Annotated in this window: 19 protein-coding genes, 2 tRNA genes and 1 pseudogene; 12 read left to right on the forward strand and 10 right to left on the reverse strand. The window is 64.7% G+C overall.

Annotation, left to right across the window (positions count from 1 at the left end):
* Nucleotides 1–84 precede the first annotated feature (84 nt).
* Together F812_RS0116695 and F812_RS0116700 are read left to right on the forward strand one after the other, a co-directional pair.
* Complete coding sequence (locus F812_RS0116695) at nt 85–1,896, forward strand: pyrroloquinoline quinone-dependent dehydrogenase (protein WP_020087133.1); 1,812 nt, start codon at nt 85–87, stop codon at nt 1,894–1,896.
* Between the two features lie 320 nt (nt 1,897–2,216).
* Entirely contained in the window at nt 2,217–3,953 is a 1,737-nt protein-coding gene (locus F812_RS0116700) for a sulfatase-like hydrolase/transferase (protein WP_020087134.1), read from the forward strand.
* On the opposite strand, the gene F812_RS24345 is transcribed toward F812_RS0116700, so the two are convergent.
* The 6 genes and pseudogenes from F812_RS24345 to F812_RS0116730 form a co-directional block, all read right to left on the reverse strand.
* Nucleotides 3,937–4,839, reverse strand: coding sequence for a diacylglycerol/lipid kinase family protein (locus tag F812_RS24345; RefSeq protein ID WP_020087135.1), 903 nt, complete (start codon nt 4,837–4,839; stop codon nt 3,937–3,939). The two genes, F812_RS0116700 and F812_RS24345, sit on opposite strands and share 17 nt — an antisense overlap.
* 104 nt (nt 4,840–4,943) lie before the next feature.
* Nucleotides 4,944–5,018, reverse strand: a tRNA-Asn gene (locus F812_RS0116710).
* 217 nt (nt 5,019–5,235) lie between these two features.
* A pseudogene (locus F812_RS0116715) lies at nt 5,236–6,810 on the reverse strand (cation acetate symporter); the annotation flags it as partial.
* Between the two features lie 8 nt (nt 6,811–6,818).
* Nucleotides 6,819–7,133: a DUF485 domain-containing protein gene (locus F812_RS0116720; RefSeq protein WP_020087137.1), complete on the reverse strand. Its 315-nt coding sequence runs from the start codon at nt 7,131–7,133 to the stop codon at nt 6,819–6,821.
* A 184-nt stretch (nt 7,134–7,317) separates the two neighbouring features.
* Nucleotides 7,318–8,091, reverse strand: a complete 774-nt coding sequence (gene fabI, locus F812_RS0116725) for an enoyl-ACP reductase FabI (RefSeq protein ID WP_020087138.1) — start codon at nt 8,089–8,091, stop codon at nt 7,318–7,320.
* A gap of 183 nt (nt 8,092–8,274) precedes the next feature.
* A tRNA-Cys gene (locus F812_RS0116730) sits at nt 8,275–8,348 on the reverse strand.
* A 128-nt stretch (nt 8,349–8,476) separates the two neighbouring features.
* Between F812_RS0116730 and F812_RS0116735 the strand changes: the two genes are divergently transcribed.
* The 6 genes from F812_RS0116735 (at nt 8,477) to F812_RS0116760 (ending at nt 17,729) form a co-directional block, all read left to right on the forward strand.
* A complete protein-coding gene (locus F812_RS0116735) occupies nt 8,477–8,926 on the forward strand; it encodes a YkvA family protein (protein WP_020087139.1) in 450 nt (149 codons plus the stop codon).
* 256 nt (nt 8,927–9,182) lie between these two features.
* Nucleotides 9,183–9,848 (forward strand): protein-L-isoaspartate O-methyltransferase family protein, encoded by a 666-nt coding sequence (locus F812_RS0116740; RefSeq protein WP_020087140.1) that lies wholly within the window; start codon nt 9,183–9,185, stop codon nt 9,846–9,848.
* Between the two features lie 460 nt (nt 9,849–10,308).
* Nucleotides 10,309–11,637 carry a TolC family outer membrane protein gene (locus F812_RS0116745; protein WP_020087141.1) on the forward strand — a complete coding sequence of 443 codons (1,329 nt, stop codon included), beginning with the start codon at nt 10,309–10,311 and terminating at the stop codon, nt 11,635–11,637.
* Nucleotides 11,638–11,964: 327 nt separating this feature from the next.
* Nucleotides 11,965–12,990, forward strand: coding sequence for a DUF2497 domain-containing protein (locus F812_RS0116750; protein WP_020087142.1), 1,026 nt, complete (start codon nt 11,965–11,967; stop codon nt 12,988–12,990).
* A gap of 271 nt (nt 12,991–13,261) precedes the next feature.
* Nucleotides 13,262–14,761 (forward strand): DUF2497 domain-containing protein, encoded by a 1,500-nt coding sequence (locus tag F812_RS27155; protein ID WP_156827491.1) that lies wholly within the window; start codon nt 13,262–13,264, stop codon nt 14,759–14,761.
* A 205-nt stretch (nt 14,762–14,966) separates the two neighbouring features.
* Nucleotides 14,967–17,729, forward strand: coding sequence for a valine--tRNA ligase (locus F812_RS0116760; RefSeq protein WP_020087144.1), 2,763 nt, complete (start codon nt 14,967–14,969; stop codon nt 17,727–17,729).
* A 66-nt stretch (nt 17,730–17,795) separates the two neighbouring features.
* Here F812_RS0116760 and F812_RS0116765 read toward each other — a convergent pair whose 3' ends face one another.
* Together F812_RS0116765 and F812_RS0116770 are read right to left on the reverse strand one after the other, a co-directional pair.
* Complete coding sequence (locus F812_RS0116765) at nt 17,796–18,920, reverse strand: MBL fold metallo-hydrolase (RefSeq protein WP_020087145.1); 1,125 nt, start codon at nt 18,918–18,920, stop codon at nt 17,796–17,798.
* Nucleotides 18,921–19,046: 126 nt separating this feature from the next.
* A complete protein-coding gene (locus tag F812_RS0116770) occupies nt 19,047–19,652 on the reverse strand; it encodes a DUF2939 domain-containing protein (RefSeq protein WP_020087146.1) in 606 nt (201 codons plus the stop codon).
* Between the two features lie 641 nt (nt 19,653–20,293).
* Here F812_RS0116770 and F812_RS0116775 point away from each other — a divergent pair.
* Nucleotides 20,294–20,650 (forward strand): hypothetical protein, encoded by a 357-nt coding sequence (locus F812_RS0116775; protein ID WP_020087147.1) that lies wholly within the window; start codon nt 20,294–20,296, stop codon nt 20,648–20,650.
* Nucleotides 20,637–21,665, forward strand: a complete 1,029-nt coding sequence (locus F812_RS24350; protein ID WP_051113862.1) for a tetratricopeptide repeat protein — start codon at nt 20,637–20,639, stop codon at nt 21,663–21,665. The genes F812_RS0116775 and F812_RS24350 overlap by 14 nt, the downstream gene beginning before the upstream one ends.
* Nucleotides 21,666–21,741: 76 nt before the next feature.
* Here F812_RS24350 and xth read toward each other — a convergent pair whose 3' ends face one another.
* Nucleotides 21,742–22,521 carry an exodeoxyribonuclease III gene (gene xth / locus F812_RS0116785; protein ID WP_020087149.1) on the reverse strand — a complete coding sequence of 260 codons (780 nt, stop codon included), beginning with the start codon at nt 22,519–22,521 and terminating at the stop codon, nt 21,742–21,744.
* Nucleotides 22,522–22,563: 42 nt separating this feature from the next.
* Complete coding sequence (gene erpA, locus F812_RS0116790) at nt 22,564–22,893, reverse strand: iron-sulfur cluster insertion protein ErpA (RefSeq protein ID WP_020087150.1); 330 nt, start codon at nt 22,891–22,893, stop codon at nt 22,564–22,566.
* Between the two features lie 152 nt (nt 22,894–23,045).
* On the opposite strand from erpA, the gene F812_RS0116795 reads away from it, so the two are divergent.
* Complete coding sequence (locus tag F812_RS0116795; protein ID WP_020087151.1) at nt 23,046–24,281, forward strand: deoxyguanosinetriphosphate triphosphohydrolase; 1,236 nt, start codon at nt 23,046–23,048, stop codon at nt 24,279–24,281.
* Nucleotides 24,282–24,372: 91 nt separating this feature from the next.
* Complete coding sequence (argS, locus tag F812_RS0116800) at nt 24,373–26,187, forward strand: arginine--tRNA ligase (protein WP_020087152.1); 1,815 nt, start codon at nt 24,373–24,375, stop codon at nt 26,185–26,187.
* Nucleotides 26,188–26,204: the final 17 nt, after the last annotated feature.

The raw sequence follows: 26,204 nt of genomic DNA on the forward strand, positions 1-26,204 counted from the left end.
CCTGCTTGACATTGAGGAGGCTTCGGGGCGGCATCGCATCAGTTCCGCTCCGCGCGTCCTGCCAACCTCTATTTGGTCCTCCTCATGCTCAAGCCGCCGAAGCTAAGCCGCATCCTCTCCGCGCTCGCCATGCTGGCGTGTGCGACGTCCGCTTCGGTGTCCGCGGACGTGGACGACCAGCGTTTGACGACGGCGGGTGAAAATCGCGGCGAGTGGCTTCTCTACGGACGCGACTACGGGCAGCAGCGCTTCTCGCCGCTCGATCAGGTCAACGCCGGAACCGTGAAGCGGCTTGTGCCGAAGTGGATCTATCAAACCGGAAGCGCGGCGACGTTCCAGACGTCGCCCCTGATTGCCGACGGCGTCATGTATCTCACCGCGCCGTTCTCGCACGTCGTCGCGGTGGATGCGAAGACAGGGCGCGAGATCTGGCGTTACGAGCACAAGCGGCAGGCCGAAAAGATCTGTTGCGGGCCTGCCAATCGTGGCGCGGCGCTCGGCTATGGGAAGGTCTACGTCGCGACCGTCGACGCCCGGCTGGTTGCGCTCGATCAGAAGACCGGGAAGCCGGTCTGGGATATCGGGCTCGCCGAGCAGGGGACAAGCGCTACCGAGGACAAGGGCGTGCTGGCGGCGGGCGATCCGTTGCATGGCCGGAACATCACGGGCTCGACCGGCGCGGGTGCCGTCATCGCGCCGCTCGTCTACGACGGGAAGGTGATCGTCGGCATCACCGGCGTCGGCTACGGATTACATCTCGACAGCCCGAGACCCGGAGCGCCGCTCGGCGCGGTGGTTGGCGTGTCCGGGCGCTACGGCCGCCCCGGCTTCCTCGCCGCTTATGATGCGGACACGGGAAAACAGATCTGGAAATTCGAGACCACGCAGAAGGGGTGGGAGGGAGAGTTCGTGAGCGCAACTCCCGACGGCATGCCGCTTCCTCGTGACATCCCCGCCGAGAAGGCGAGCATGAGCAAGTTCGGGGACGCTTGGCGCTACGGCGGCGGCTCGATCTGGCATACACCCACGGTCGATACCGCGACGGGCCTTCTCTATTTCGGTATCGGCAACCCTTCGCCGCAAGCGGCAGACGGCACGCGGCCCGGTGACAACCTTTATACCGTCGCGCTGGTCGCGCTCGAAGCCGAGACCGGCAAGCTCGTCTGGCACTATCAGCAGGTGCCGCACGATTTGTGGGGCTACGACGTCGCCAGTCCGCCGACCCTGCTCGACGTGGACGTGGACGGCAAGGCGGTTCCCGCATTGGGGCAGGCGAGCAAGCTCGGCTGGTATTACGTGCACGACCGGCGCGACGGCAAGCTGCTGTTCAAATCCGAAGCCTTCGTGCCGCAAGACAATCTGTTCGCGCGGCCAACGCCCGAGGGCGTTCGCGTTACGCCGGGTCCGGCGGGCGGGTCCAACTGGTCGCCGGCCTCGCTCGACGCGGGACGAGGGCTCGTCTATGTGGCCGGGATGCATATCCCGATGATCTACCGCACGGATGAACTGCCGGCGGACGGCGACAAGCCGCCTGTGCCGTATTTCATCATCGAGCCCTCGCATGAAGAAAATTGGGGCACGCTGACCGCGCTCGATCTTCATAACAAGGGGCGCATCGCGTGGCAGCACAAGACCGATCAGCCGCTCGTCGGGGGCGTGCTGGCGACGGCCGGAGGGCTTGTGTTCACAGGCGAAGGCGGCGGCGATTTCTCGGCGTTCGATGCGAAGACGGGGGCGAAGCTCTGGAGCTTCAACTGTGGCGCCGGGGTCAACGCGCCGCCCGTCAGCTACGAGCTCGACGGCGAGCAGTATATCGCGGTAGCGGCAGGCGGCAGCCAGATCTGGGGCTTCCGGCAGGGTGGCGCCGTCGTCGTGTTCGGGCTCGCGAAGGAGTAGCGGTCGGCACGCGGGCGAGGCCTCGGTTGGCGGCCGCGAAAAGCCTTGTGGCGCCTTTATTCGTTCATGGCCCCATCCAGAGCCTCATAAATATCAGCCGGCGGACCTTGCCCGCAAGACCGGCTCTCGCCGCCTTTGCTGCATTGCGATACGGGCCTCACGGCGCTGGGGCCGTTTTTTTGTCTGCGCCCCGGGGAGACTGCGGGATTTGTTCCCAATTTCGCCTTTACGCACGTACAGATTGGGTCTGTTCATTTTGTCATAAAGCCGTCATCCTTGGCGGCGGTCGTGCCTCCGGAGACGGGCCCCAAAACAACAACATGTCTACTGATCTGCCCGAACCGAAGAGGCAAGCGGCAACCGATCTTGCGCTTGCAGTCGCCCGAGAGCGGCTCTACAGCCGCGCAGGCCTCGCGTGTGCCCTCTCATGCGGCCTCGTCATCGCGATGTGGATGTACTTCGTCCGGCACGAGTGGCCATGGACGAACATCGCCTTCACGCTCGGTGTGACGGCCTCGCTCATTTCCATCCTGCTCATCGCGTCGCGGCGCATTCTCTTCTCGACCGCGCTCGTGACGGCCCTCGTCGTCATGACGATCGCGGCCTCGGAGGTGAAGCGGCATTACCTCGGCATGGGGCTGCACGCCTACGATCTCGTCTTCTACCTGTTGTCGCCGGATACGCTCTCGTTCCTCTGGACCGATTTCAAACTCGAGCTTGTCGGACTCACGGCTGCGAGCTTCGCCTTCCTTGGCCTCGCGTGGCTGCTCTACAGGTTCGATCCGACGCGGATTTCGCGCGGGCTCGGCGCGAGCGCCGTTATCGTGTGCGTCATAGCTACGGGCTGGGCTGCTGAGCTACGGGGCGGGCGCCATCACACCCTTTTCTATTGGGGCCATCACTACGTCTCGTCGTTCTACCTCTCGTGGGCGGAGACCATCGAGACGCTGTGGCGCGGCCAGCTCATCGAGGCTGCGCCCGCGGGCGGGAACACCGCTCCGTTCGCGCTCGCCCGTACCTGCCGGATCGGGGCGCGTTCTCCGAACATCATCCTCATTCATCAGGAGAGCGTTTTCCCGCCGAGCCTGTTCCCCGGCATCTCCTATGACCGCGGGCTCGATCCCTTCTTCCGGTCGCACGACGGGAAGCTGCACAAGCTGCGCGTGGAGACCTACGGCGGCGCCTCGTGGCTGACGGAATTCTCGGTGCTGGCGGGCGTCTCGACGTTTTCGTTTGGCGGCATGCGGCCGTTCGTTCAGTCTCTGATGCAAGGCAAGGTGCACGATACCGTTCCCGAGACGCTTGCGCGATGCGGCTATCACAACGCGCTCTACTATCCGATGAACAAGGATTTCGTTTCGAGCGGGAAATTCTACGAGAGCATCGGGTTCGACACGATCCTCGATCGCAAGGCGCAGGGCGCCAAGCGTTACAACGAGCGCGATCGTTTCTACTACGACAACGTGCTTGCGGGGCTCGCCGCGCACTTCAAGGAGAAGCGGACGCCGGTGTTCAACTTCGTGATCACGGCAGCTACGCACCTTCCTTATGCGCCAGCGTTCATGCCCGAGATCAAGGTTCCGGGCGGCGGGCCGTCACCAGAGATGCACGAGTATCTGCGCCGGGTCGGGCTGGCGAAGATCGATTACGATTACTTCCGCGCGGAGCTCGCGCGCCGCTTCCCGGACGAAGCATTCCTCATCGTGCAGTACGGCGATCATCAGCCGATCGTGACGCGCCCGTTCCTCGGCTTCGACGCGAACGTGGCGACCGAGGACATGTCGATGGCGACCGACTCTCAGGGTTATCTCACTTACTATACGATCGACGGTGTCAACTACGATCCCGGTCCCGCGCCCGATGTCGAGGTTCTCGACGTGCCCTATCTCGGCGCACTTCTGCTCAATGCGGCCCGCGTCCCGCTTTCGGAGGTTCACCGCGAGCGCCTCCGGTTGCTCGATGTCTGCAAGGGGCGCTACTTCACCTGTACCAGGCGCGACGAGATCCTGTCGTTCCACCGCAGGCTCATCGATTCCGGTCTCATGATGGCGCGTTGAGCGCGAGCGGAGAGGCGGCGGGTACGATGATGGTCAGCCGATCGTCGCTGAGCGTCAGCTCGCGGGGGGACGGCGCGAAGCGCTCTCCGTCGAGCTGAACTGCGATTGCGGGAGAGCCGGGAAGCCGCACGTGCGTGCAGGGGATGATGCTCACGTCGCGCCGGGCGGCGTGATGGCCGCGCGCGATCGCGATCAGGACGGCGGCGAATGCCTGCCGGCTTTCCGCCGTCGTGACGATGGCCTGGAAGCCGTCGTCGGAGAGCTGCTGGTCTTTGGCGATGACGAACGATCCGCCGTAGTGGGCGACGCGGGTCACGACGAGCCATGTCGCGCGAACCGTGCGATTGTCGATCGCAACCTCGAACGGCTTCGGTTTTTGAACGATCTGGCGAATGATCGGCCAGGAGTAGGCCATCTTTCCAACCTGGCGCTTCCAAGGGAGGTTGAGATGCTCGACGACGTGCGCATCGAAGCCCGCGCCTGCCATCATGAGAAAGGGCGTGCCATCGGCCCTGCCATAGCGCACAGGGACGCCCGGTCCACCGAGGAGGGTTGCCGCGAGAGCCGCCGGGTCCCGCCCAAGAGCGATCTCCTCGGCGAGCACATTGCCGGTCCCGACCGGAATGATGCCAAGGGGCATTGCGCTGCCGATCAGGCCACAGGCGACGCCGCGTATGGTGCTGTCGCCACCCGCCGCGATCACGGCGTCGAAGGCGCCGCTTTCGGCGGCCGATCGGGCGAGATCGCGGTCCTGCTCGAGTGTCTGTGCGTCCTCGATGCGCACGGCCGCTCCAGCGTTCTCGAGATGCCGGCGCACCTCTCCCAGGAGCTGGCGCTGCCGTAAGCCCGCGTGGGCATTGTGAATGATCAGCAGCCGGCTGCGCATGAAGATATGAACGATCGCTGGAGAGGGACGCCCCTACAATCTCTTGCACCGAGACACCTCCGGCGGAGGCATCCCCAGTAATTCATTGATTTAGAGTAAAATATTGGCTCCGTGGGTAGGATTCGAACCTACGACCGTCCGATTAACAGTCGGATGCTCTACCACTGAGCTACCACGGAATGGCCTTATCGCCTTGGCGAGCCGCGCTCATAGCAGATGGTTGCTGCCAGGGCCAGAGGCTAAGCGAAAATTCTCACCAAATAGCGACGACGTCTTATTTGGTGCGTGCTTCGCAGGCGGCGAAGCACCGTCTCCCTAGCTGTCTCGCGGCGGTCTGACAAGGGGGGTGTTCGCCGCGGCTGCGTCGGGCCTGCGGTGCTGAGGCGGTCAGGCGGCTCAGTGTGCCACCGCCGATCCCGCGCCCACCCCTGTCTCCGAACGCACGAACTGGGCCCGGAAGGCCCTGCGCTCGGCTTCGGCTGCCGGGCTCCGGTCTAGCTTCGAGACGAGGTAGATACCCCCAAACGCCAGCGTCATGGAGAAGAGCGCCGGGCTGTCATAGGGGAAGAGTGCGACGGGGAAGCCGAACGTCTTCACCCACACGGCCGGGCTCAGCACCACCATGGTGATGGCGGAGACGAGCCCCAGGAAGCCGCCGACCACGGCGCCGCGCGTCGTCGTCCCGCTCCAGAAGATGCTCATCAGCAGAACCGGGAAATTGCAGCTCGCGGCGACGGCGAATGCGAGGCCCACCATGAAGGCCACGTTCTGCTTCTCGAAGATGTATCCGAGCATGATCGCAACGATGCCGATCACCACGGCGCTGATCTTCGAGAGGCGAACCTCGGTCGTCTCCGAGGCGCGGCCTTTCGCGAACACGCTGGCGTAGAGATCGTGGCTCACGGCCGACGCGCCGGCGAGCGTCAAGCCGGCGACGACGGCGAGGATGGTGGCGAACGCGACGGCCGAGATGAAGCCGAGGAAGAGCGAGCCGCCGACCGCTTTCGACAGGTGGACGGCGGCCATGTTGGTGCCGCCGATCAGGCCGTTGATCTTGTCGTAGGTGCCGCCGTCCTGAGCCTTGAAATAGCTCGGGTCGTTCATCAGCAGCGTGATGGCGCCGAAGCCGATGATGAAGGTGAGGATGTAGAAGTAGCCGATGAAGCCGGTGGCGTAGAACACCGATTTGCGCGCGGCCTTGGCATCGCGAACGGTGAAGAAGCGCATCAGGATGTGGGGCAGGCCCGCGGTTCCGAACATGAGCGCAAGTCCGAGGGACACCGCCGAGACGGGATCGCTGACGAGCTTGCCGGGGGCGAGAATGGAAAGCCCGCCGGGATGTGTTTCCGTGGCCGCGCGGAACATGGCGTCGGGCGAGAAATTGAAGTTCACGAGCACCATGATGGCCATGAACGTGGCGCCGCCGAGCAGCAGGCAGGCTTTGATGATCTGCACCCAGGTGGTCGCCACCATGCCGCCGCTCGCGACGTAGGTGACCATGAGCACGCCCACGATGATCTCGGCATAGAGGTATGGCAGGCCGAACAGGAGCTCGATGAGCTTTCCGGCGCCGACCATCTGGGCGATCAGATAAAGCGCGACGACGGCCAGCGTGCCGACGGCGGAGAGCGTGCGGATAGGTGTTGATCGCAGCCGGAAGGCGGCGACGTCCGCGAATGTGTAGCGGCCGAGGTTCCTCAGCCGCTCGGCGATCAGGAACAGTACGATGGGCCAGCCGACCAGCCAGCCCACGGAATAGATGAGGCCGTCGAAGCCCGAGGAGAAGACGAGCGCGGAGATGCCGAGGAAAGAGGCCGCAGACATGTAGTCTCCGGCGATGGCGAGCCCGTTCTGGAAGCCGGTGATCCCGCCGCCCGCGGCGTAGAAATCCGCGGCGGTGCGGGTGCGGTTCGAAGCCCATCTCGTGATGACAAGCGTCGTTGCCACGAAGATGAGAAACATCACGACGGCTTCGATGTTCACGAGATCCTCTCCAGGATGCGCTGGGTTGTGACGTCGAAGTCGGTGTTGGCGCGCCTTACGTAGAGGCCCGTCAGGACGAAGGCGGCGAGGATCACGCCCACGCCGAGGGGAATGCCGACGGTCAGCGTCTCCTTGCCGAGAGGCATCGCGAGGAAGCCCGGCGCGAAGGCGACCGTGAGGATGAAACCGAAATAGATGGCGGCCATCGCCGAGGAGAGCCCCCAGGCGAAGCGAGAGCGTCTTCGCACAAGGGCCTGGAACTCGGCGTCATGCTCGATACGCTCGAGCCGCGCGTCAGTGTCGGACGACATTCTGGTGCTTCCCCCAATTCGCGACCTTGTCCGGCATACCGGCGGCGCATCTCGTTGCGGGGCAGCTTAAACGATTGAGAGCAGAGCGGTAGCCGGTCGTTAGACGAAAATTTCGGGCGGGATTCCGCTTTGGATGGAGGTTTGGCCGCGATATGCGCCGATCAAGGGACGCGGCGCGGACGGCTCATGCGACGGTATGATAGCCGTTGTCGGCATAGACGACCGAGCCCGACAGAGGTGCGGCGGCGCCACTCACCAGAAACGCAGCCACACGTCCGATCTCGTCGATGCCGACGAGACGTCCGGCGGGGGTGCGTTTTTGCACTTCCTCGAGCAACTCGTCGAAGCGGTCGATGCCGGAGGCAGCGCGTGTTTTCACCGGGCCGGTGGAGATGGCGTGGGCGCGAATTCTTTTTTCCGCGAGATCAGCCGCGATGTAGCGCACGCTCGCTTCGAGCGCGGCTTTCACCGGTCCCATCAGATTGTAGTTCTCGACCACGCGGTCTGCGCCATAGAAGCTGACGGTCAGGAGACATCCGCCGTTCTTCATCAACGGCGCGGCGAGCTTCGCCATGCGGATGAACGAGTGACAGGAGACATCCATCGCCAGGGCGAAGCCTTCGGGCGAGCAGTTGACCACGCTCGTATGCAGGTCCTCGCGCGGCGCGAAGGCGATCGAATGGAGCAGGAAATCGAGCGTGCCCCAGTCAGCCTCTATTCTCTCGAATACGGCGTCGAGCTGTCCGGGAATTCGCACATCGCAGGGAACCAGGATGGAAGCCCCTAGCGTCTTGGCGACGGGCTCCACGAAGGGCATGGCCTTGTCGTTGAGGTAAGTGATGGCGAGTTCGGCGCCTGCTTCCGCGAAGGCCGCCGCGCATCCCGCGGCGATGCTGTGTTGGTTGGCGATGCCGACGACGAGACCACGCTTTCCGGCAAGATCGACAATTGCGGACAAAAGCTCGCTCCTGTTTGCGCACTAACGGGATGAATTGTCTGCTCCACGTCAGCGAGTTAGAGCATGGTTCAGCGCGTGAGCCACGGGGCGCTGCGTGCGACTCATGGTCTATCCGGCGCGCATGTCGCCTGGATGTCGGTCTCCAAGGTGAAAAGGTGGGGACAGGAGAAGGTGGGAGTGATTTGGAGGCCACGCCCGGAATTGAACCGGGGTACGCGGATTTGCAGTCCGCTGCGTCACCACTCCGCCACGTGGCCTCTGGATCGTGTATCCCGGACAGGGGCGCCCTGTTGCCGGGGCTCGGGCCGGATCAGGCTGGCCGAGCAGCGCCCGTTTCCGGCGCGAGCGACGCATCTATCATAGAGAGGAAGCTTAGCACAAGCATATGGATGTCGATCTCGGCGACGGCGGTAGGGGTGTGCAGGTGACCGGACGGGTGCGGAACGCGGTTAAGCGATGGTTTCGGCGGCTGGAGGAGCTGGCCCGGCGGGCAAAGCGCGACGGCCTCGCGCTCTATCTCGCCACCCGGGACCCGCGCGTGCCCTGGGCGGTGAAGGCCTTCGCCGTGCTGGTGGCCGCGTATGTGCTCTCGCCCATCGACCTCATCCCGGATTTCATTCCGGTGATTGGCTTTCTCGACGAGCTCATTCTGCTGCCGCTCGTGGTCGGGCTCATCGTGCGGTCCGTCGACCCGGCCGTGATGGCGGAACTCCGGGCCGAGGCCGCACGATTGGCCGAGCGCCCCCGGAGCCGCCTTGGCGCTGCGCTGATCCTCGTCATCTGGGCCACGCTGGCGGGCCTCGCCGTGTGGATGCTCTGGCCGCGAAGCGACTGAGCGCGCGGACGTTCAATTCCGAGCTGAAAAGAGGGGTTTCGGTCTGCTCTGCAATGTCGCGGGGATGTGGCCGCGGGGCGCGACATTGAGTATGGTCGGCGCAACGCACGGCCGTTATTGCTCAAGTCATGGTTCGGATTTTCGTGCTTCGTAGGGGGCTCGATTCTCACGGTCCCGAGGTGCAGCGCGCGCGAGAGCGGTCGCGCTTGCCATCGGGATCTGGGCTCGCTTTCGCGGACGCACTCGGGAGGACGCAGTGGACTACGCCATTCAGCGCAAGAACATGGTCGAATCGCAGGTCCGGCCAAGCGACGTGACGGACCGGCGGATCATCCGCGCGATGCTGGACCTTCCGCGCGAAGAGTTCGTGCCGGACCGCGTGCGCGGCCTCGCCTACATGGATGGTCCTGTGCAACTCGTGGAGGCGGGCGGCAAGACGCGGCGTTCGCTGCTGGCTGCCCGTATCTTTGCCAAGCTAGTGCAAGCCGCACAGATCGATCCGACGGCGACTGTGCTCGATGTCGGCGCGGGAACGGGCTACTCGTCGGCGGTGCTCGCTCAACTCGCCGTCCGCGTGATCGCGCTCGAAAGCGACGCCGGCCTTTTGAAGACCGCGCGCGCGAAGCTTCCCGCGGTGGACAGCGGGAAGGTGACCTTGGTCGAGGGCGAACTGCCGACGGGCTGGGCAGCCGAGGGGCCCTACGATGCCATCGTGGTGGAGGGTGCCATCGAGACGGTGCCGTCCGATCTCCTGGATCAGCTCAAGGACGGCGGGCGGCTGGTCGCGATCGTGGGCGACGGCAGGACTGGACGCGCAACGGTCTGGCTGCGGGATGGCGGGGCATTCGGGGCCACCGAAGTGTTCGACGCTAATGCCGAAATCCTGCCGGGCTTTCACAAGGCGCGGGCTTTCGCCTTCTGAAAATTGTTGCTCAGGCATCTTGCATCTTGCGGAGGCCCACTTATCCACCGGATTGGCGGCGGGCAGAGGCTCCGTGGGCGGCTTTGCAAATTTGTTTCGTCAAATCATGATGTTGACTTGTCTTTTCCGCTCAACCCCAAGGAGATGCGCCGAAGGCGTTCCTGGGGGTTGTGTGTGAATGCGGCCACTCTTTTTCCGGCTTGTCGCTTTGAAGGGGGCTCTCGGTCTTCTGCGAATCGGGCCGCTGTTCTAATACGTTAGCTAAGGCACTGGTGTTTCCTTCCAGGGCCTCTGGGTGCGCGCCGGTTTTTAGGTGTTGCCTGGAGGAACCTCGGGGCAGGTCTTGGAGTCGAATTTGGTCGAGCTCAAACACACTTTGCGGTCTGCTGTCTTTGCTGTGGTCGCCACGGCAAGCGGCGCCGCTATTTTTGCGCCGACGGCTGCTCGCGCGGAAACACTCATGCAGGCGCTCGCGTCTGCTTACCAATACAACCCTCAGCTCGATGCCGAGCGTGCACGCCTGCGTGCCACGGATGAGGAAGTGACGCGCGCCCGGTCCGGCTTCCGGCCTGTGATCACGGGTAACGCCGACGTCAACTACCAGAACACCAAGACGCGGACGACGCTCGGGACGACCGAAGCCGAGACGAAGCCCAAGGGCTACTCGGTGGATGTCGTACAGCCGATCTTCAGCGGTTTTCGCACCATCAATGCCGTGAACGAGCAGGAAGCGAACGTACGCGCCGCGCGCGAGACGCTGCGTTCCGTCGAGCAAACCGTTCTTCTCGACGCGGTCACGGCCTTCATGGACGTGGTGCGCGATCAGGCGATCGTGAAGCTCCGCGAAAACAACGTCAACGTGCTGTCGCGCGAGTTGAAGGCCACGCAGGATCGCTTCGCGGTGGGCGAGGTGACGCGGACCGACGTCGCGCAGGCGCAGGCTCGCCGCGCAGGTGCCGTTTCGGCGCTAGATCTTGCTCGCGCCAATCTCAAGACGAGCCGCGCAAGCTACGAGCGCGTGATCGGTCATGCGCCGGACAACCTGGTGGAGCCCGGTGGCCTCGAGCGCTATCTTCCGCGCTCGCTTGACGAAGCCAAGAGCATCGGCACGCAGGAAAATCCTGCGGTCGTCGGCTCGCTCTACCTTGAGCAGGCCGCCCGTTTCGGCGTCGATCGTATTCGCGGTGAGCTTCTGCCTCAGGTGCAGCTCGAGGCGTCCTACTCGGACCGCTACGACACGACAACCACGATCGAGCAGTCCGAGGCGGCAATCGTGACCGGCCGTCTTACGGTTCCGATCTACGAGGGCGGCGAGGTCTATGCCCGCGTTCGCCAGCAGAAGCACATTCATGTGAGCCGGCTGCAGGAAATCGAGCAGGCACGCAGCGAATCCGAGGCGCAGGTGGTTGGAACCTGGTCGCAGTTGCTCGCGGCTCGTGCTCAGGTCGAATCCGATCAGTCGCAGGTGAGTGCCAACACGACCGCCCTCACGGGTGTGCGTGAGGAAGAGCGCGTTGGCCAGCGTACGCTGCTCGACGTGTTGAACGCAGAAGTGGAATTGCTCAACTCTCAGGTGCAGCTCGTATCCACGCGTCGCAACGTGGTGGTGTCGAGCTACGCAGTGATGGCTGCGATCGGCCGGCTCGATGCGGTGAATCTCGGGTTCACCTCGATCGCCTATGATCCTGAAGCACATTATCAGGAAGTGCGCCGTAAGCCCTGGGGCACTTCGATAACTCATTCTGACGGCCGTATCGAACAGCTTCCGGCTACTGAATCCGTAAAATAAATTCCTTGAGCAGGCCGGGTGCGGCGGGTTAGCTGACGGCTGACCGCCTGCCGATTTGTGTTGTCATGTGGCTTTGCCACATCGTTGCCCACTATGGCGCTTAGCTTGGAGCGCGGTGGGAGTCCCACACACAACTTTGCATATGCGGGTATGCAGCTCTGTCAGGGCGCGGGTGGTCCTTGGCAGATGCAGCTCTACGAACGCCTCGTTGCGCGGGTACGCACCGAGGCCGGGGAGGCCGTTTCTGCGGGCTCCTCAGTCGGGGACGGCGTCCATGCGGGTCGGATGCTGGAAGTGCTTGTCGTGGTGTGCGTAGGGAGTGGCGTAATGAACATGACAGAGAAGAACGGCCAGCCGAGTATGGAGGAGATCCTGGCGTCGATTCGCCGGATCATCGCCGAGGAACCGGCAGGGCCGCATCCGAACAGTGAGCTTCGTGGCACGCCGATCATGCTCAAGGGCGATGGGGTGCTCGAGGATGCCGGCGATTTCGATCTGCCCGCAATTTTCAGGTCTTCCCCGCCCGCGCAGACGGAGCGTCCGACTCCGTTGCTTGGCCGTCTGACCGACGCCATCCGCGGTGCGACCGCGGCACAGCCGGAGCCGCGCGGCACGTTCAATGGCGAAGAACTCGTCCACGCGGATGCCGTCGAGGGGGGAGCGCTTTCGTCCGAGCCGGCCTACACCTATTCGGGGCTGAGCTCGCTCAAGCCCGTGCGGCCCGCCGATGCCGGGCCCGCCAATCCTGCGCATTATATGGACGGCGCGCCGTTCACGCCGGAATCACCACCTGTCGCGCATCAGGCGGCGGCTGTTCAGCCGACCGCGTCGGCCGGGCCTTCGGGACCGGAGCCGAAACGGCAGATGGCCGCTTTCAAAGACACGCACTTCCTGCGTATGAGCGCGCCGACGGCCGCTGTGCCAGCTCCCGCTGCTATTCCGGCTCCGGCTGTTCCGCCGGTGGTTGAAGCAGCGCCGCTTCCGGCACCGGAGCCTGTGACGCCGGTTGATTTCAGCGCGATTATTCCGGGCCAGTTCGACCGGTCTGCGCTCGCGGCTGGGCAGACCCCGCCTCCGATCGCCGATCCGGTAGCGGTACCGCCGCCAGTCGCGGCGGCACCCACGGTCGTCGCCATGCCGCCCCCTCCGCCGCTCCCGGGCGAACCCGTGCACAACGCGCTGGTGGTGGCCGGAGCCCAGGGTCACGAGGAAACGGGCTCGATCGAGGACACGACTGCCGATCTGCTCCGGCCGATGCTCCGTCAGTGGCTTGCCGACAACATGCCGCGCATGGTGGAAAAAGCCCTTCACATCGAGATCGCGGAGAGCGTGAAGCTACCGAAGAAGCCGTAAGCCGGGATCGGGCCGCTTGGTGCGAAATACCGCTTTTCTGCCTCTAAAACGTCGCATGCACCGGTGAGCATAAGGCGTTGAAGAGTGCGGATAGGGTGGTGGAGACGCATTGAAGCCGGCCCATTGCCGGGGTACGTCTTCCCTTTGAGGCGAAATTCATAATGCGCACTTCCGATCGCCGTCGGCCATGTGGCGTGGGGCAGGACGGCGCGGGCGCTCATCGGGCGGTAGGTAGGGCATGAACAGACCGGACAAAGCCGGCGAGCCGAGCATGGAAGAGATTCTGGCGTCGATCCGCCAGATCATTGCCGACGAGCCGTCGACCGATCGGCCGGCATCCGCCGCTGAGGTTGCCGGGGGCGCTGGGCTCGCTTCCTCTCCGGATCGCGGCCCGGCTGGGGCTTCCTTGACGGACGACAACCGGCCGCCGCTGCTCGACCGCTTGAGCGGCGTGCTGAGGAGCGGGTCGCTGCCGCCCACCAAGCCACTCGGGTCGAAGCGGCCGCTGTCGTTCGATCAGGATCTCGCCGACATGTTCGACGAGGACGAGGCGAATGCCGTCGCCGCGCCGAAGCCCGACATCCGCGTGCCTCCGGAGCTCTCCGTTTCCGCTCAGCCCAAGGCGGCGGAGACGAGCGCTGCCAGTGCCGCTAAGCCCGAGGTCGACGGAGCCTCCGCGCTTCCGCCTCAGCTCGCACCCTCGAAGCCGTTCGTTCCGCCGCTTCCGTTCGGTGGTTCCGATCCGCAGGAGAAGGAGCCCGCTGCGCCGCTCGCGCCGCGCAGCTTCGGTTTTCCGCCGCTTAGAAAGCAGGGCTTCATTCCGCAAACGACGCCGGTGCTTCCGCCGCTTCCGCCGACCGACACCAAGGCCGAGCTTGCGGTTGGGGCGTCCGCATCGGCGGGCACCGGGCCCTCGGCCGAGGATGCGTTGAAGCGCTTGTCGGGATTCGGCGCTGTCGTGCCTGGAGAGATCGCTGCGACGCCCAGCTCGCCTCAGCCCTCAACGGGCCTGTTCGGCGCTCCGGCGCTGGGCTCTGCCGATGCGGGTTCGGGCAGTGCGGGTGTGCGCGCGCCCGAGCTTTCCCTCAATGCCGACCGGGCTCCGGCCAGCGATCCGGTTTCCTCCCCCCCATCGCCCGCGCCGCCGCTCGCAACACCGGCTCCGTTGCGTGCGGGCTTTATCGACAGCATCGCCGATCGTCCGCTGCCCGAGGTCTCGCCTGCCGTGGCGGATGTGAAGCCTGCGGAAGAGCCCAAGCTGCCGCCTTTGTCGCCGGCGCCGCTCGCCACCGACAAGATCTTCGACGAGCGTCCGCTGCCGTCGTTCTCGGGCGTCACTGCCCCGGCCACTGCCACGCTGCCTCAGGCGAGCGTCAGTCCGTCCGCCGAGCTGCCGCGCTATGCGGCCAGCGCCGATACGGCGGCCGTCGCGGCCCAGGCGCTCGATGCGCTGGCACAAGGACTTGCTGCCTCGGCGGCGGCCTCGGCCGTTTCGTCTGCGGCGGCAGGGTCTGCCATCCCGCTGACGCCGGTCGTCGAGCCGTCCGCTCCCGTCGTGCACCCTGCGCCATTGGCGTCTGCCAACGCGCTTCAGCCCGCGGCTCCGGTGAACGCCGCGCCGCCGCGCACCCTCGAAGACGCGGTCGCCGACATGCTGAGACCCATGCTGCAGCAATGGGTTGCCGACAATATGCCGCGCATCATCGAGAAAGCGCTCAGGGTCGAGATGGCCAAATCGATGAAGCCGGGCTCCAAGCCACCGGGAACCTGACCTTCAGCCATATCCGCCACCGCCCAGGCTCTCTGCGGCTTCGCCGCCGGACGCAAAGGGCGTGTCCGCCCTTTGCGCTCACGATTGACAGGCGGCAAGCGGGTTCGTAGGACGCCACAACCCTATTTGTCGTGCTCGCCCCGGGAAATCCGATTTCCCGTGCCGGCCAGCACTCTGTTTCATTGCGAAAAGGCTCGCGCGACCCATGCTCGAAAAGACTTATCAGCCCGCTGAGATCGAGCCGCGCATCAACGAGGAGTGGAACAAGGCAGATGCCTTCCGCTGCGGACGAGCGGATCGCAAAGATGCCGCCGCCTACTCGATCGTCATTCCGCCGCCGAACGTCACCGGCTCGCTCCACATGGGGCACGCCCTCAACAACACGCTGCAGGACGTGCTCGTGCGCTTCGAGCGTATGCGCGGGAAGGACGTGCTCTGGCAGCCGGGCATGGATCATGCCGGTATCGCTACGCAGATGGTCGTCGAACGTCAGTTGATGGAGCGCCAGCAGCCGAGCCGCCGGGAGCTCGGCCGCGAGGAGTTCGTGCGGCGCGTCTGGGACTGGAAAGAGCAGTCGGGCGGAATGATCGTCAACCAGCTCAAGCGGCTCGGCGCGTCCTGCGACTGGTCCAGAGAGCGCTTCACGATGGACGAGGGGCTTTCGCGCGCTGTCGTGAAGGTGTTCGTCGAGCTTTACCGCAAGGGGCTCATCTACAAGGACAAGCGTCTCGTCAACTGGGACCCGAAGTTCCAGACCGCGATCTCGGATCTCGAGGTCGTGCAGGTCGAGAAGAAGGGCTCGTTCGCGTGGGTGGATGGAGATCCCGAGAAGCCGTTCGACGGTGACGCGCTGGCGAAGGTTCTGAAGAAGGATCCTTCCGGGCACATGTATCATTTCCGCTATCCGCTGGCGGAGAAGGTCGCGGGCTACGACAAGGATTACATCATCGTCGCGACGACGCGGCCCGAGACCATGCTCGGCGATACGGGCGTGGCCGTGCATCCCGAGGACGAGCGCTACGAGGCGCTGATCAAGGCGGGCGCCAAGGTGCGCCTGCCGCTCGTCGGGCGCGAAATTCCGATCGTCGCCGACACGTACTCCGATCCCGAGAAAGGGACGGGCGCGGTGAAGATCACGCCTGCGCACGACTTCAACGACTTCGAGGTTGGCAAGCGGCACAACCTCGAGAAGATCAACGTGCTCGATGCGTTCGGCAAGCTGACGGACGACGTGCCGGAGGCCTACCGCGGGCTCGACCGTTTCGAGGCGAGGAAGCGCGTCGTCGCCGATCTCGCGGCGCTGGGCCTGCTCGCCAAGATCGAGCCGACCACGCACACGGTGCCGCACGGCGACCGCTCGAACGACATCATCGAGCCGTGGCTGACGGACCAGTGGTACGTGAACGCGGGCGAGCTTGCGAAGCCCGCCATCGCCGCCGTCGAGACCGGCAAGACGCAGTTCGTGCCGAAGAACTGGGAGAAGACCTACTTCGAGTGGATGCGCAACATCCAGCCCTGGTGCATCTCGCGCCAGCTCTGGTGGGGACATCAGATACCGGCCTGGTACGGGCCGGACGGCCATGTGTTCGTCGGGCCCGACGAGGCGGATGCCAAGGCTCAGGCCGCCAAGCACTACGGAAAGGATGAGGCCCTGACGCGCGACGAGGACGTGCTCGACACGTGGTTCTCCTCGGCGCTGTGGCCGTTCTCGACGCTGGGCTGGCCGGATGAGACGGCCGAGCTCAAGCGCTACTATCCGACGAGCGTGCTCGTCACCGGCTTCGACATCATCTTCTTCTGGGTCGCCCGCATGATGATGATGGGCGAGCACTTCATGAAGGAGGTGCCGTTCCACGACATCTACATCCATGCCCTCGTGCGCGACGAGAAGGGGCAGAAGATGTCGAAATCGAAGGGGAACGTGATCGATCCCCTGCAGCTCATCGACAAGTATGGCGCGGATGCGTTGCGCTTCACGCTTGCGGCCATGGCTGCGCAGGGACGCGACATCAAGCTCGCGCCGCAGCGCGTCGAGGGTTATCGCAACTTTGCGACCAAGCTCTGGAACGCGGCGCGCTTCGGCGAGATGAACGAGTGTGTGCGCCAGTTCGATTTCGATCCGCACGCCGTCAAGCACACGCTCAACCGCTGGATCGTGGGGGAGACCGAGCGCGCGGCGAATGCCGTGACCTCCGGTCTCGAAGCCTACAAATTCAACGAGGCGGCAGGGGCCATCTACGAGTTCGTCTGGGGTGTCTACTGCGACTGGTACCTGGAGCTGATCAAGCCGATCCTCGCCGGTGACGACGAGGAGGCGATCGTGGAGACGCGCGCCTGCACGGCGTGGGTGCTCGACCAGTGCCTCAAGCTCCTCCATCCGTTCATGCCCTTCATCACGGAGGAGCTGTGGGCGCACATGGTGGAGCACGGTGAGCGCCGCCTGACGCTGCTCTGCCTCTCCGAGTGGCCGCGCCTCTCGGGGCTCTCCAGCGCGGAGGCCGACGAGGAGATCGGCTGGGTCGTGAAGCTGGTGTCGGACGTGCGTTCGGTGCGCACCGAGATGAACATTCCGGCAGGTGCGAAGATCCCGCTCGTCATCACGGGCGCGAGCGAGGCGACGATCGCGCGGGCGCGCCGTCACGACGAGACGATCCGCAGGCTCGCGCGCCTCGACGGTATCGCGTTCGCGGAGGCTGCACCGAAGGGGGCTGCTCTCATCGTGATCGGCGAGGCGACGGTGGCCCTGCCGCTCGATGGCGTGATCGACATGAGCGCTGAGCGCAAGCGTCTCCAGAAGGAGATCGAGAAAGCCGAGGGCGATCGCAACAAGGCGGCGACCTGGCTCGCGAACGAAGCGAATGTCGCCAAGTCGCCGGAGCACGTGGTCGAGCTCAATCGCGAGCGCGTCGCGGAAGCGGGCGACCGGATCCAGCGCCTCACGGCGGCGCTGAAGCGGATCGAGGGCTAGAGGCTGATCCGGCACTCTGCATGAGCCACTCTCCCCGCGAAGACGGGGAGAGTGGACATGGCAAGTTTACCGCTGCGTATCGGGCTCGGGGATGCGGAACGAGGCGCGGAGCCATTTCATCATGGCGGGCTCGCGTGCATCCGGGCTCACGGCGGCCCGCGCACGATATTGCTCGAGCTCTCTGCCGGTCAGGGCGGCCGCGGGGCCGCGCAATTCGTGCGAGCCGGTCTCTGCTGGCGCGAACGATGCCTTGTGGATCAGCGATGGTGTTTCCGCGCGGCGTTGCTTGCCGACATTGAGGACGGTGCCGGCGCCGGCATACGCGTAGCTCTCGCCGAACGTCTCGATCAAAGCCGCGAAGGTCGGCTCGCCGGTGCAGTGGCCCGGCGCGATGTTGGCGATCTTCCATTTGTCGCGCAGGGAAGCCGCGATCGTGGCGATGCTCTCGTCGGGGGCGTTGACGAGGTGGAAGCCGCCGAGCACGTAGTGGATCTTCGGATTGATGGCGCTCGCGGCCTCGACGATCTTCTCGATGCCGGGGTGCGAGCAGCCGACCACGAGCACGATGCCCTCGGGCGTGTCGACGGCGAGCGAGATTTCCTTGAGCTCCAGCGTGCCTTTCTGATCGGAGACGAGTGCGATCAGCCAGATGCCGGGCGCGATCTCGGTGGTCTTGTCGATGGCCTCGATATTGGCACCGTCCCAGGCTGTGCCAAACTTCAATGTCTCGTCCGGCTTGCCGTCGTAATAGCGCTGCTCGGGCGGGAGCTTGTCGTTCTTGCGATAGAAGCTCGACGGCAGCGATGAGCCATAAACGCCGAAGCCTTCCTTGGGTCCGTAGATCTTGACCTTCGGATTGACCTTCAGAATTTCGGCCAGCCCCGCGAAATGATCCGAGTGGCGATGCGACTGGACGATGAAATCCAGGGTCGAGAAATCGACGCCCTTTGCTTTGGCATTGGCGAGAAACACCGCGGCATTGTTGCCGGTGTCAAACAGGATCTTCTTGCCCGCAATCTCGACGAGGGCCGAAAAGCCCCAGTCCTTGCGGACGCTCGCGTCCTTGCCGAATGCGTCGTAGAGCACCGTCACGCGGGCGGGGGAGGTCTCAGATTGGGCAAGTGCCGGAGCAGCCGGCACTGCTAGCAGCGCGGCGAGCGACAGGCCGCGCGCGAATTTCGATGGGGTCATCGTCAAAAGCTCCGAGGCGATCGCCGACCTCGCGGATCGGCGTTCCCGCGTAGCATTTAGGAGAGGGGCCGCTAACGAACTAATCCTGGAATGTAATTCAGGACGTGCTCGTGCGCCGAGGAGACCTCATACCGGATCTGCCGCGACCGGAACGGCGGCGTTCTGGACCGTGCGGAGGCGCAGCTCCGTGAGCTTCCATTCGAGGCCCCGGAGCTGCAACAGTCCGATGTAATGGCGGGTCGGATCGTTGCGGTCGGCCATCTCGATCTCGAACTCGGTCGGTGAGTGGAATTCGGCGCGCTTGATGCGCGACCAGAACCCCTTGAGGCGCTCATGCCAGGGGAGAGCCGCCACCGCGGCCGCGTCGCCCGAGATGTTTTCGCGGTAGAACTGGCGCGCTCCGAAGAGCTGCGGCAGGCCTTCGGGCGTCACGTAGCTCCGGATCATGCTGTCGATGGCGCTGCGGCTCAGGCTGTTCTTTATGCGCGCCCAGAGGCCAGGCTTGGCGGGCTCCGTGCCGGACGTGGCGACGGCCGTGGGTCCGATGGCGTATTCGGTGAGGGATGCCCGCAGCGTTTCGCGCACCGTCGGCCATTCGATCTTGGCTTCGAGATAGGCGGCATCGCCGGTTCGCATGGCCTCACGGATGCTCCAGGCCGTCACGAACGGCGAGGCGACGTAGGCGAGTGCCGGGAGGAGAAGGGCGAGGGCTGCGATCAGGAGCTTCTTCATCGGGCGTCCCAAGGGCCGTTGTCGATTCCCGCGACGGAGCGGCCGAATACCGTTCACCATATAACCGACGATTGGGGCCGCGTTCGGGCCCGGTTGCGTCATTTCCAGGTGGGAAGTGTGCCGTTTCCCCCCCCGTTTCAAGGATGATGCCTGTCTCAGCCCTTTGAAAGGGATTGCTTTTCACGAATTGCGGCAAGGTTGCCAAAGAGTGGCGGATTGTTCCGCACTCAGTCGCGAGACGGCCCAAGTCGGGTCAATGAACGGCCAATGAACGGCCGGGATCGGGTGCTAGACCAAAAGCTGCCGATGGTTAGGAACGGCGTTAACTGTGATCCGAATGACACGCCTGACGTATAGTCCTGAAATTGGAGGTCTCCATAGGGCGCTGTTGCCGCAACGCAACGAAATACGAGGGGACGTGCCTCGTTTGGGCCACAAATAAGAGCGACCACTTGCAGCAGAGAACGGGAGCTGCGGGGGCTTCAGGTTCGGAAGTGGCGGGGCGTCCAATTTCGCGGACGCGGATACCGTCCCCTTTTTCCGAAGCGGCCTTTTGGAAGATCAACAGTTCCTGCTCTCGGCTGGCGACAGCGCGCGTGCGTTGCGCTCGTGGGAGTTTCAGAGCGATTGGACTTGAGTTGATGGACGCGAGGACGTTCGACAAGTCGAAGTTGCCGAGCAGGCATGTAGCGGATGAGCCGTCGCGGGTTCCGTACCGTTCGCACTCCTATGCCCCGGGTCTCGCCGAGACCGAGATCAGCCAGCCGTTCGCCGGCATCGTGTCGCGCGGGCAGGCAGCGGCGCCCTGCGACATCGCTCTCAAGCGCCAGTGGCAGCCGGCCAAGGCCAAGCGGCGGATTAACACGTGGAAGGCTTCGCCGAACTCATACCAGAGCGGAGCCATCAAAAAATTTGCAGTTCAGGTGGGGCAGGCTCCTGACGGGGCCGAGACCCATGCAGGCGGGAAAGCGGAAATTGTTTGCTATGCGGACATCTAGGCTGGTTCTCGGGTTTGTGTTGATCGCGTTCGCGCCCGCCTGGGCGCTGGCGCAGGCGCCGACGTTCAGCTCGCCGCGCGAAGCGCTGCGACAGGGTGTAAGCGCCTACCAGGGCGGCTATTACGAGCTTGCCATGCCTCCGCTCGAGTACGCGGCGGCGCAGGGTGAGTTCATGGCGAGCTACTACCTGGCCAAGATCTATCAGGACAATACCGGACCGCACACCGATCATGCCAAGGCCTACGCACTTTTCGAGAAAATCGCCGACGAGCATCTCGACGCCGATCCCGACGATCCGCGCGCGCAGTATGTGGGCAAGGCGCTGACCGCGCTTGCCGGATATGTGCTGCGCGGGCTGCCTGAGATCGGGCTCGCGCCCGATCCCGAGCGCGCGGTGTTCTATCTCAAGAACGCCTCCACCACCTTCAATGACGAGGATGCGCAGTTCGAGCTCGCCAAGCTCCAGCTCAAGGGCGAGGGCGTCGAGACCAACGTGCCGCTCGGGCGTCACTGGCTTTCGGTGCTGAGTCAGAATGGGCATGCGGGCGCGCAGGCGTTCTTCGCGGACCTTTTGTGGCGCGGCAAGCATATGGAGCCCGATCCGGCACGCGCGCTCGCGCTGATCGCGGTGGCCGTCGACAACGCGTCGCCGCAGGATGCGATGTGGATCGAGGATATCTATCAGAACATCTTCTGCGGCGCGGCCGAGGGCACGCGGCGGCAGGCAACCGGCATCGTGGCCCAGTGGGGCAACCGCTATGGCCGCAAGCCGACGGAGCAGCGTGATCGCAGCGGGCTCGCGCAGCTCGCGGTGGGGCCCGTCCGCACCTGCAAGAACGGCGAGCCCGTCGACGTGATAGCCCCGCGTGCGGAATTGGCCACCACGCCGCGGCTGCCTGCGGCGCGCACGTTCAACTATGGCACCATGAGCGGCGAGCCGCCGAAGCTGCAGGATGTGACTACGCCTCTGGCCACCAATCCGGCTCCGGCCGCTCCGGCGGGCTACACGCGCTAATTTTCAGGATCTTCCAGGATGCGAGCCGATGCTGCTCGCATCTTTCTCGTTTCTCGCGATCCCTGCAGGTGTCAGCTTAAGCGAAGGTGGACCAGACCGGCGCGTGATCGGAAGGTTTTTCCCAGCCGCGCGTGAAACGATCGATACCGCACGAGACCAGCCGATCGGCAGCCTGCGGCGAGAGCAGATGATGGTCGATGCGGATGCCGTCGTCCTTCTGCCAGGCGCCCGCCTGATAATCCCAGAACGTATAGAGGCCCGGCTCGGGGTGGCAGGCGCGGATGGCGTCCAGGAAGCCGAGGTTCTCGAGCCGTCTGAAGGCGCTTCTGCTTTCGGGCTGGAACAGGGCATCGTTGACCCAGGCTGAGGGACGTTTGGCGTCCATCGGCTCCGGGATCACGTTGTAGTCTCCGGTGAGCACCACGGGCATCTCGGATTCGAGAAGCGTGCGGGCGTGGGCTTCGAGGCGGGCCATCCAGGCGAGCTTGTAGGAGAACTTTTCTGTGCCGATGGGATTGCCATTCGGCAGATAGATCGAAGCCACGCGCACCGAGAGGGAGCCCGCCGTGACGGTGGCCTCGATGAAGCGGGATTGGGCGTCCGCCTCATCGCCGGGCAGCCCGCGGCTCACGTCCTCCAGCGGATGGAGCGAGAGAATCGCCACGCCGTTGAAGCCCTTCTGGCCATGGGTGGCCACCTGATAGCCCGCGTCCGTGAAGGCTTCGAGCGGGAAGCCTTCGTCCACGGATTTGATTTCCTGCAGACACAACACATCCGGCTTCGTTTCGCGGATATACGTCAGCGCATTGTCGATGCGCGCCTTGATGCCGTTGATGTTCCAGGTGGTGATTTTCATTGGCTCGGCGGGCAGGAGTGGGGAGTAGACAGGCAGTAGGGCTCAGAGGGAGAAGCTCGTGCCGCAGCCGCACGAGGCGGTGGCGTTCGGGTTCTGGATCTTGAAGGAGGCGCCGATCAGATCGTCCACGAAGTCGATCTCGGCGCCCGCCAGATACTCCAGCGACACGGGATCGATCAGCACCTTGGCGGTGCTCTTCTCGACCACCACATCGTCGCTCGCCGCGGTGTCCACCAGGTCGAACTTGTACTGGAAGCCCGAGCAGCCGCCGCCTTCCACCGAAATGCGGAGCATGGTGTTGGCTGGCTCTTCGGCCACGATTTCCTCGATGCGGCGCGCGGCGCGGTCTGTCAGTGTCACGGTGTGCGTCATTCTCGCCATCCTCGGAGGCGCATGCGCGGGCTTTTCCAGCGGGTGCCCTCGCGTGTAAATCCATGAGAAAGATAGTAATCGACCGATGTAAGTCAAATGGCTTGCACGGGCCCCAAGCGCTATTAACGGGCCTCTGGTGTTTCTGGATCAGCATGGGCAAGGCGATACAAGACGCAGCAGCGAGCAAATCCGGGTACGGCGAGGCGCTGCGGCCGGGCGAGCGCTCTCCTGCTTGCTATGCGGCGGGTGCGATTCCCTCCCGGGGCAGAAGATTCCAGGAGCCGGAATGTCCGACGCGCAGTCCGTTTCAGCGCGACCGCGACCGCATTCTGCATTCGACCGCGTTCCGGCGGCTCATCCATAAGACGCAGGTGTTCGTCTATCACGAGGGCGATCACTACCGGACCCGCCTCACCCACAGCCTCGAAGTGGCGCAGATCGCGCGCACCATGTCGCGGCAACTCAGGCTCGACGAGGACCTGGCCGAGGCTCTGGCGCTGGCGCACGACCTCGGGCATCCGCCGTTCGGACATGCGGGGGAACGGGCGCTGGACGAGGTGATGGAGGCCTACGGCGGCTTCGACCACAACGCGCAGAGCCTGCGTGTGGTGATGGCGCTGGAGCGGAAGTATCTCGCGTTCGACGGCCTCAATCTCACGTGGGAATCGCTCGAAGGGCTCGCCAAGCACAATGGGCCCATCACGGGCGACGATCATGGTCCGGTGCGTAAGGTGATCCGCGATCTCGAAGCGTGGCAGAGCCTCGAGCCCGAGCGCTGGGCCTCCGGTGAGGCGCAGGCGGCGGCGCTGTCGGACGACATCGCCTACGTGAGCCATGACATCGACGATGGGCTCCGGGCCGGGCTCATCACGCTCGAAGACCTTGCGGGGGCGCCGCTTGCCGGCGAGATCGTCGCGGGGCTTCCGGCGCCGGTGCGTCCGGGGGACCGGGGGCGCCTCACCTACGAGGTGACGCGGCGGATGATCACGCGCCTCATCCAGGACGTGGTGCAGGAGAGCCGGGTGCGGCTGGCCGCCCTCGATCCTCAGTCTCCGGCGGACCTGCGCGGCGCGCCGGCGGCGACCGTCTCCTTCTCGGCCGGGATGACGGCGGACATCAGGAAGCTCAAGGACTTCCTGATGCAGCGCGTCTATCGCAGCCAGCGCGTGATGCACGTGATGGACGAGGCGGAAGCGGTGGTGGCGGCGCTGTTCGGCCGCTATTTCGAGGATGCCTCCGCCCTTCCGGACTCCTGGCGGGCGGCGCAACAGGGCCTGTCCGAGCGTGCGCGGGCGCGCGTGATTGCCGATTTCGTGGCCGGAATGACTGACCGCTATGCCATAGACCAGCACCGGCACCTGTTTGACGCGACGCCGGAATTGCGATAGCGGGGCCGGTAATTCCGCGCATTAGGCGATGCAGAGGCGCTCTATCCCAAAGGGGTAGCGGGGCAGCCGCCACTTCCAGGGACTGAGCTTCATGAACGTGTTCGCAGAGGTCGAGGGCAAGGTTCTCGATGCACTGGCAGGCCTCCAGAAGGCGGGGGCGCTGCCCGAGGGTCTGGATTTCAGCGCCGTCGCCGTGGAGCAGCCGCGCGATCCTTCGCATGGCGATCTCGCCTGCAATGCCGCGATGGTGCTCGCTAAGGCCGCCAAGGCGAAGCCGCGCGACATTGCCGACAAGCTGGCCGCCGCGCTCACGGCCGATCCGGATGTCGCGTCTGCCGAGGTAGCGGGGCCGGGCTTCCTCAATCTCAGACTGCACCCGCAATTCTGGCATGGCGTGGTGAAGGCCATCATCGACCAGGGAGCCCGCTTCGGCGCCTCCAACGTGGGGCAGGGGGCGAAGACCAACGTCGAATATGTCTCGGCCAATCCCACAGGCCCCATGCACGTCGGCCATTGCCGCGGCGCGGTGTTTGGGGATGCGCTTGCAAACCTCCTCGCGTTCGCCGGTTACGACGTGACGCGGGAGTATTACATCAACGATGCAGGCGGGCAGGTGGACGTGCTCGCGCGGTCGGTGTTTCTGCGCTACCGCGAGGCGTTGGGCGAGGAGATCGGCGAGATCCCCGCGGGCCTCTATCCGGGCGAGTATCTGAAGCCCGTCGGCGCGGCTCTGGCGAAGGAGCATGGTTCTTCGCTTGTCAACATGCCCGAGGAACGGTGGCTGCCGCTCGTGCGCACGTTCGCGATCGAGCAGATCATGCCGATGATCAAGGACGATCTCGCGGCCCTCAACATCAAGCACGACATCTTCTTCTCCGAAGCCTCTCTCACCAAGGGCAGCGAGGACAAGGTGCAGGCGGCGGTGGCCGAGCTGCGCAAGAAGGGGCTGATCTACGAAGGGCGGCTGGAGAAACCGAAGGGGCACGACGACGAGGAGTGGGAGGACCGCGAGCAGACGCTGTTCCGCTCCACCGCGTTCGGAGACGAAGCCGATCGCGCGCTGATGAAGGCGGACGGCACGTATACCTACTTCGCGGGTGACGTCGCTTATCACTACGACAAGCTCACGCGCGGCTTCCGGCATCTGATCAACGTGTTCGGCGCCGATCACATCGGCTACATCCCGCGCATGCTGGCGACGGTCGCGGCCTTCGCGGACGGGACGGTCGAGCGCGACGCCAAGGGCAAGCTCAAGCACTGGCACACCACGGGCGGCACGGCCGATCTCGACATCAAGGTCGTGAACCTCGTGAAGCTGTTCAAGAACGGCGAGCCCTACAAGATGTCGAAGCGGGCGGGCACGTTCGTCACCTTGCGCGACGTGGTGGACGAGGTGGGCCGCGATCCGGTGCGCTTCATGATGCTCTACCGGAAAGAGCTCGAGCAACTCGACTTCGACTTCGCGAAGGTAACCGAGCAGTCGAAGGACAATCCGGTCTTCTACGTGCAATATGCTCATGCGCGCGCGGCGTCCGTGCTGCGCAACGCGCGGGAAGCGTTCCCGGATCTCGTGTTCGCCGACGGCGGAACGGTGGTGGCGAACCTCGATCTGCTGACGGATGCCGGCGAGTTGGATCTGATCCGGAAAGCGGCCTTCTATCCAAGCCTCATCGCGGGGGCGGCCAAGGCCCATGAGCCGCATCGAGTGGCATTCTATCTCTATGATTTGGCTTCCGCTTTTCACGGCCACTGGACGCGAGGCAATGATTTGCCACAATTGCGAGTTATCCAGGCCGGTGATCGCGCGCTGACTGCGGCCCGGTGCGCGCTCGTTGCGTCGCTGCAGCACGTGTTATCCTCTGGTCTCTCGGTGCTCGGTGTCGGAGCCCCGGAGGCAATGCGCTAGAGTCCTGATTCGGAGGC

Source organism: Hyphomicrobium zavarzinii ATCC 27496 (assembly GCF_000383415.1).
Taxonomy (GTDB): Bacteria; Pseudomonadota; Alphaproteobacteria; order Rhizobiales; family Hyphomicrobiaceae; genus Hyphomicrobium_C; species Hyphomicrobium_C zavarzinii.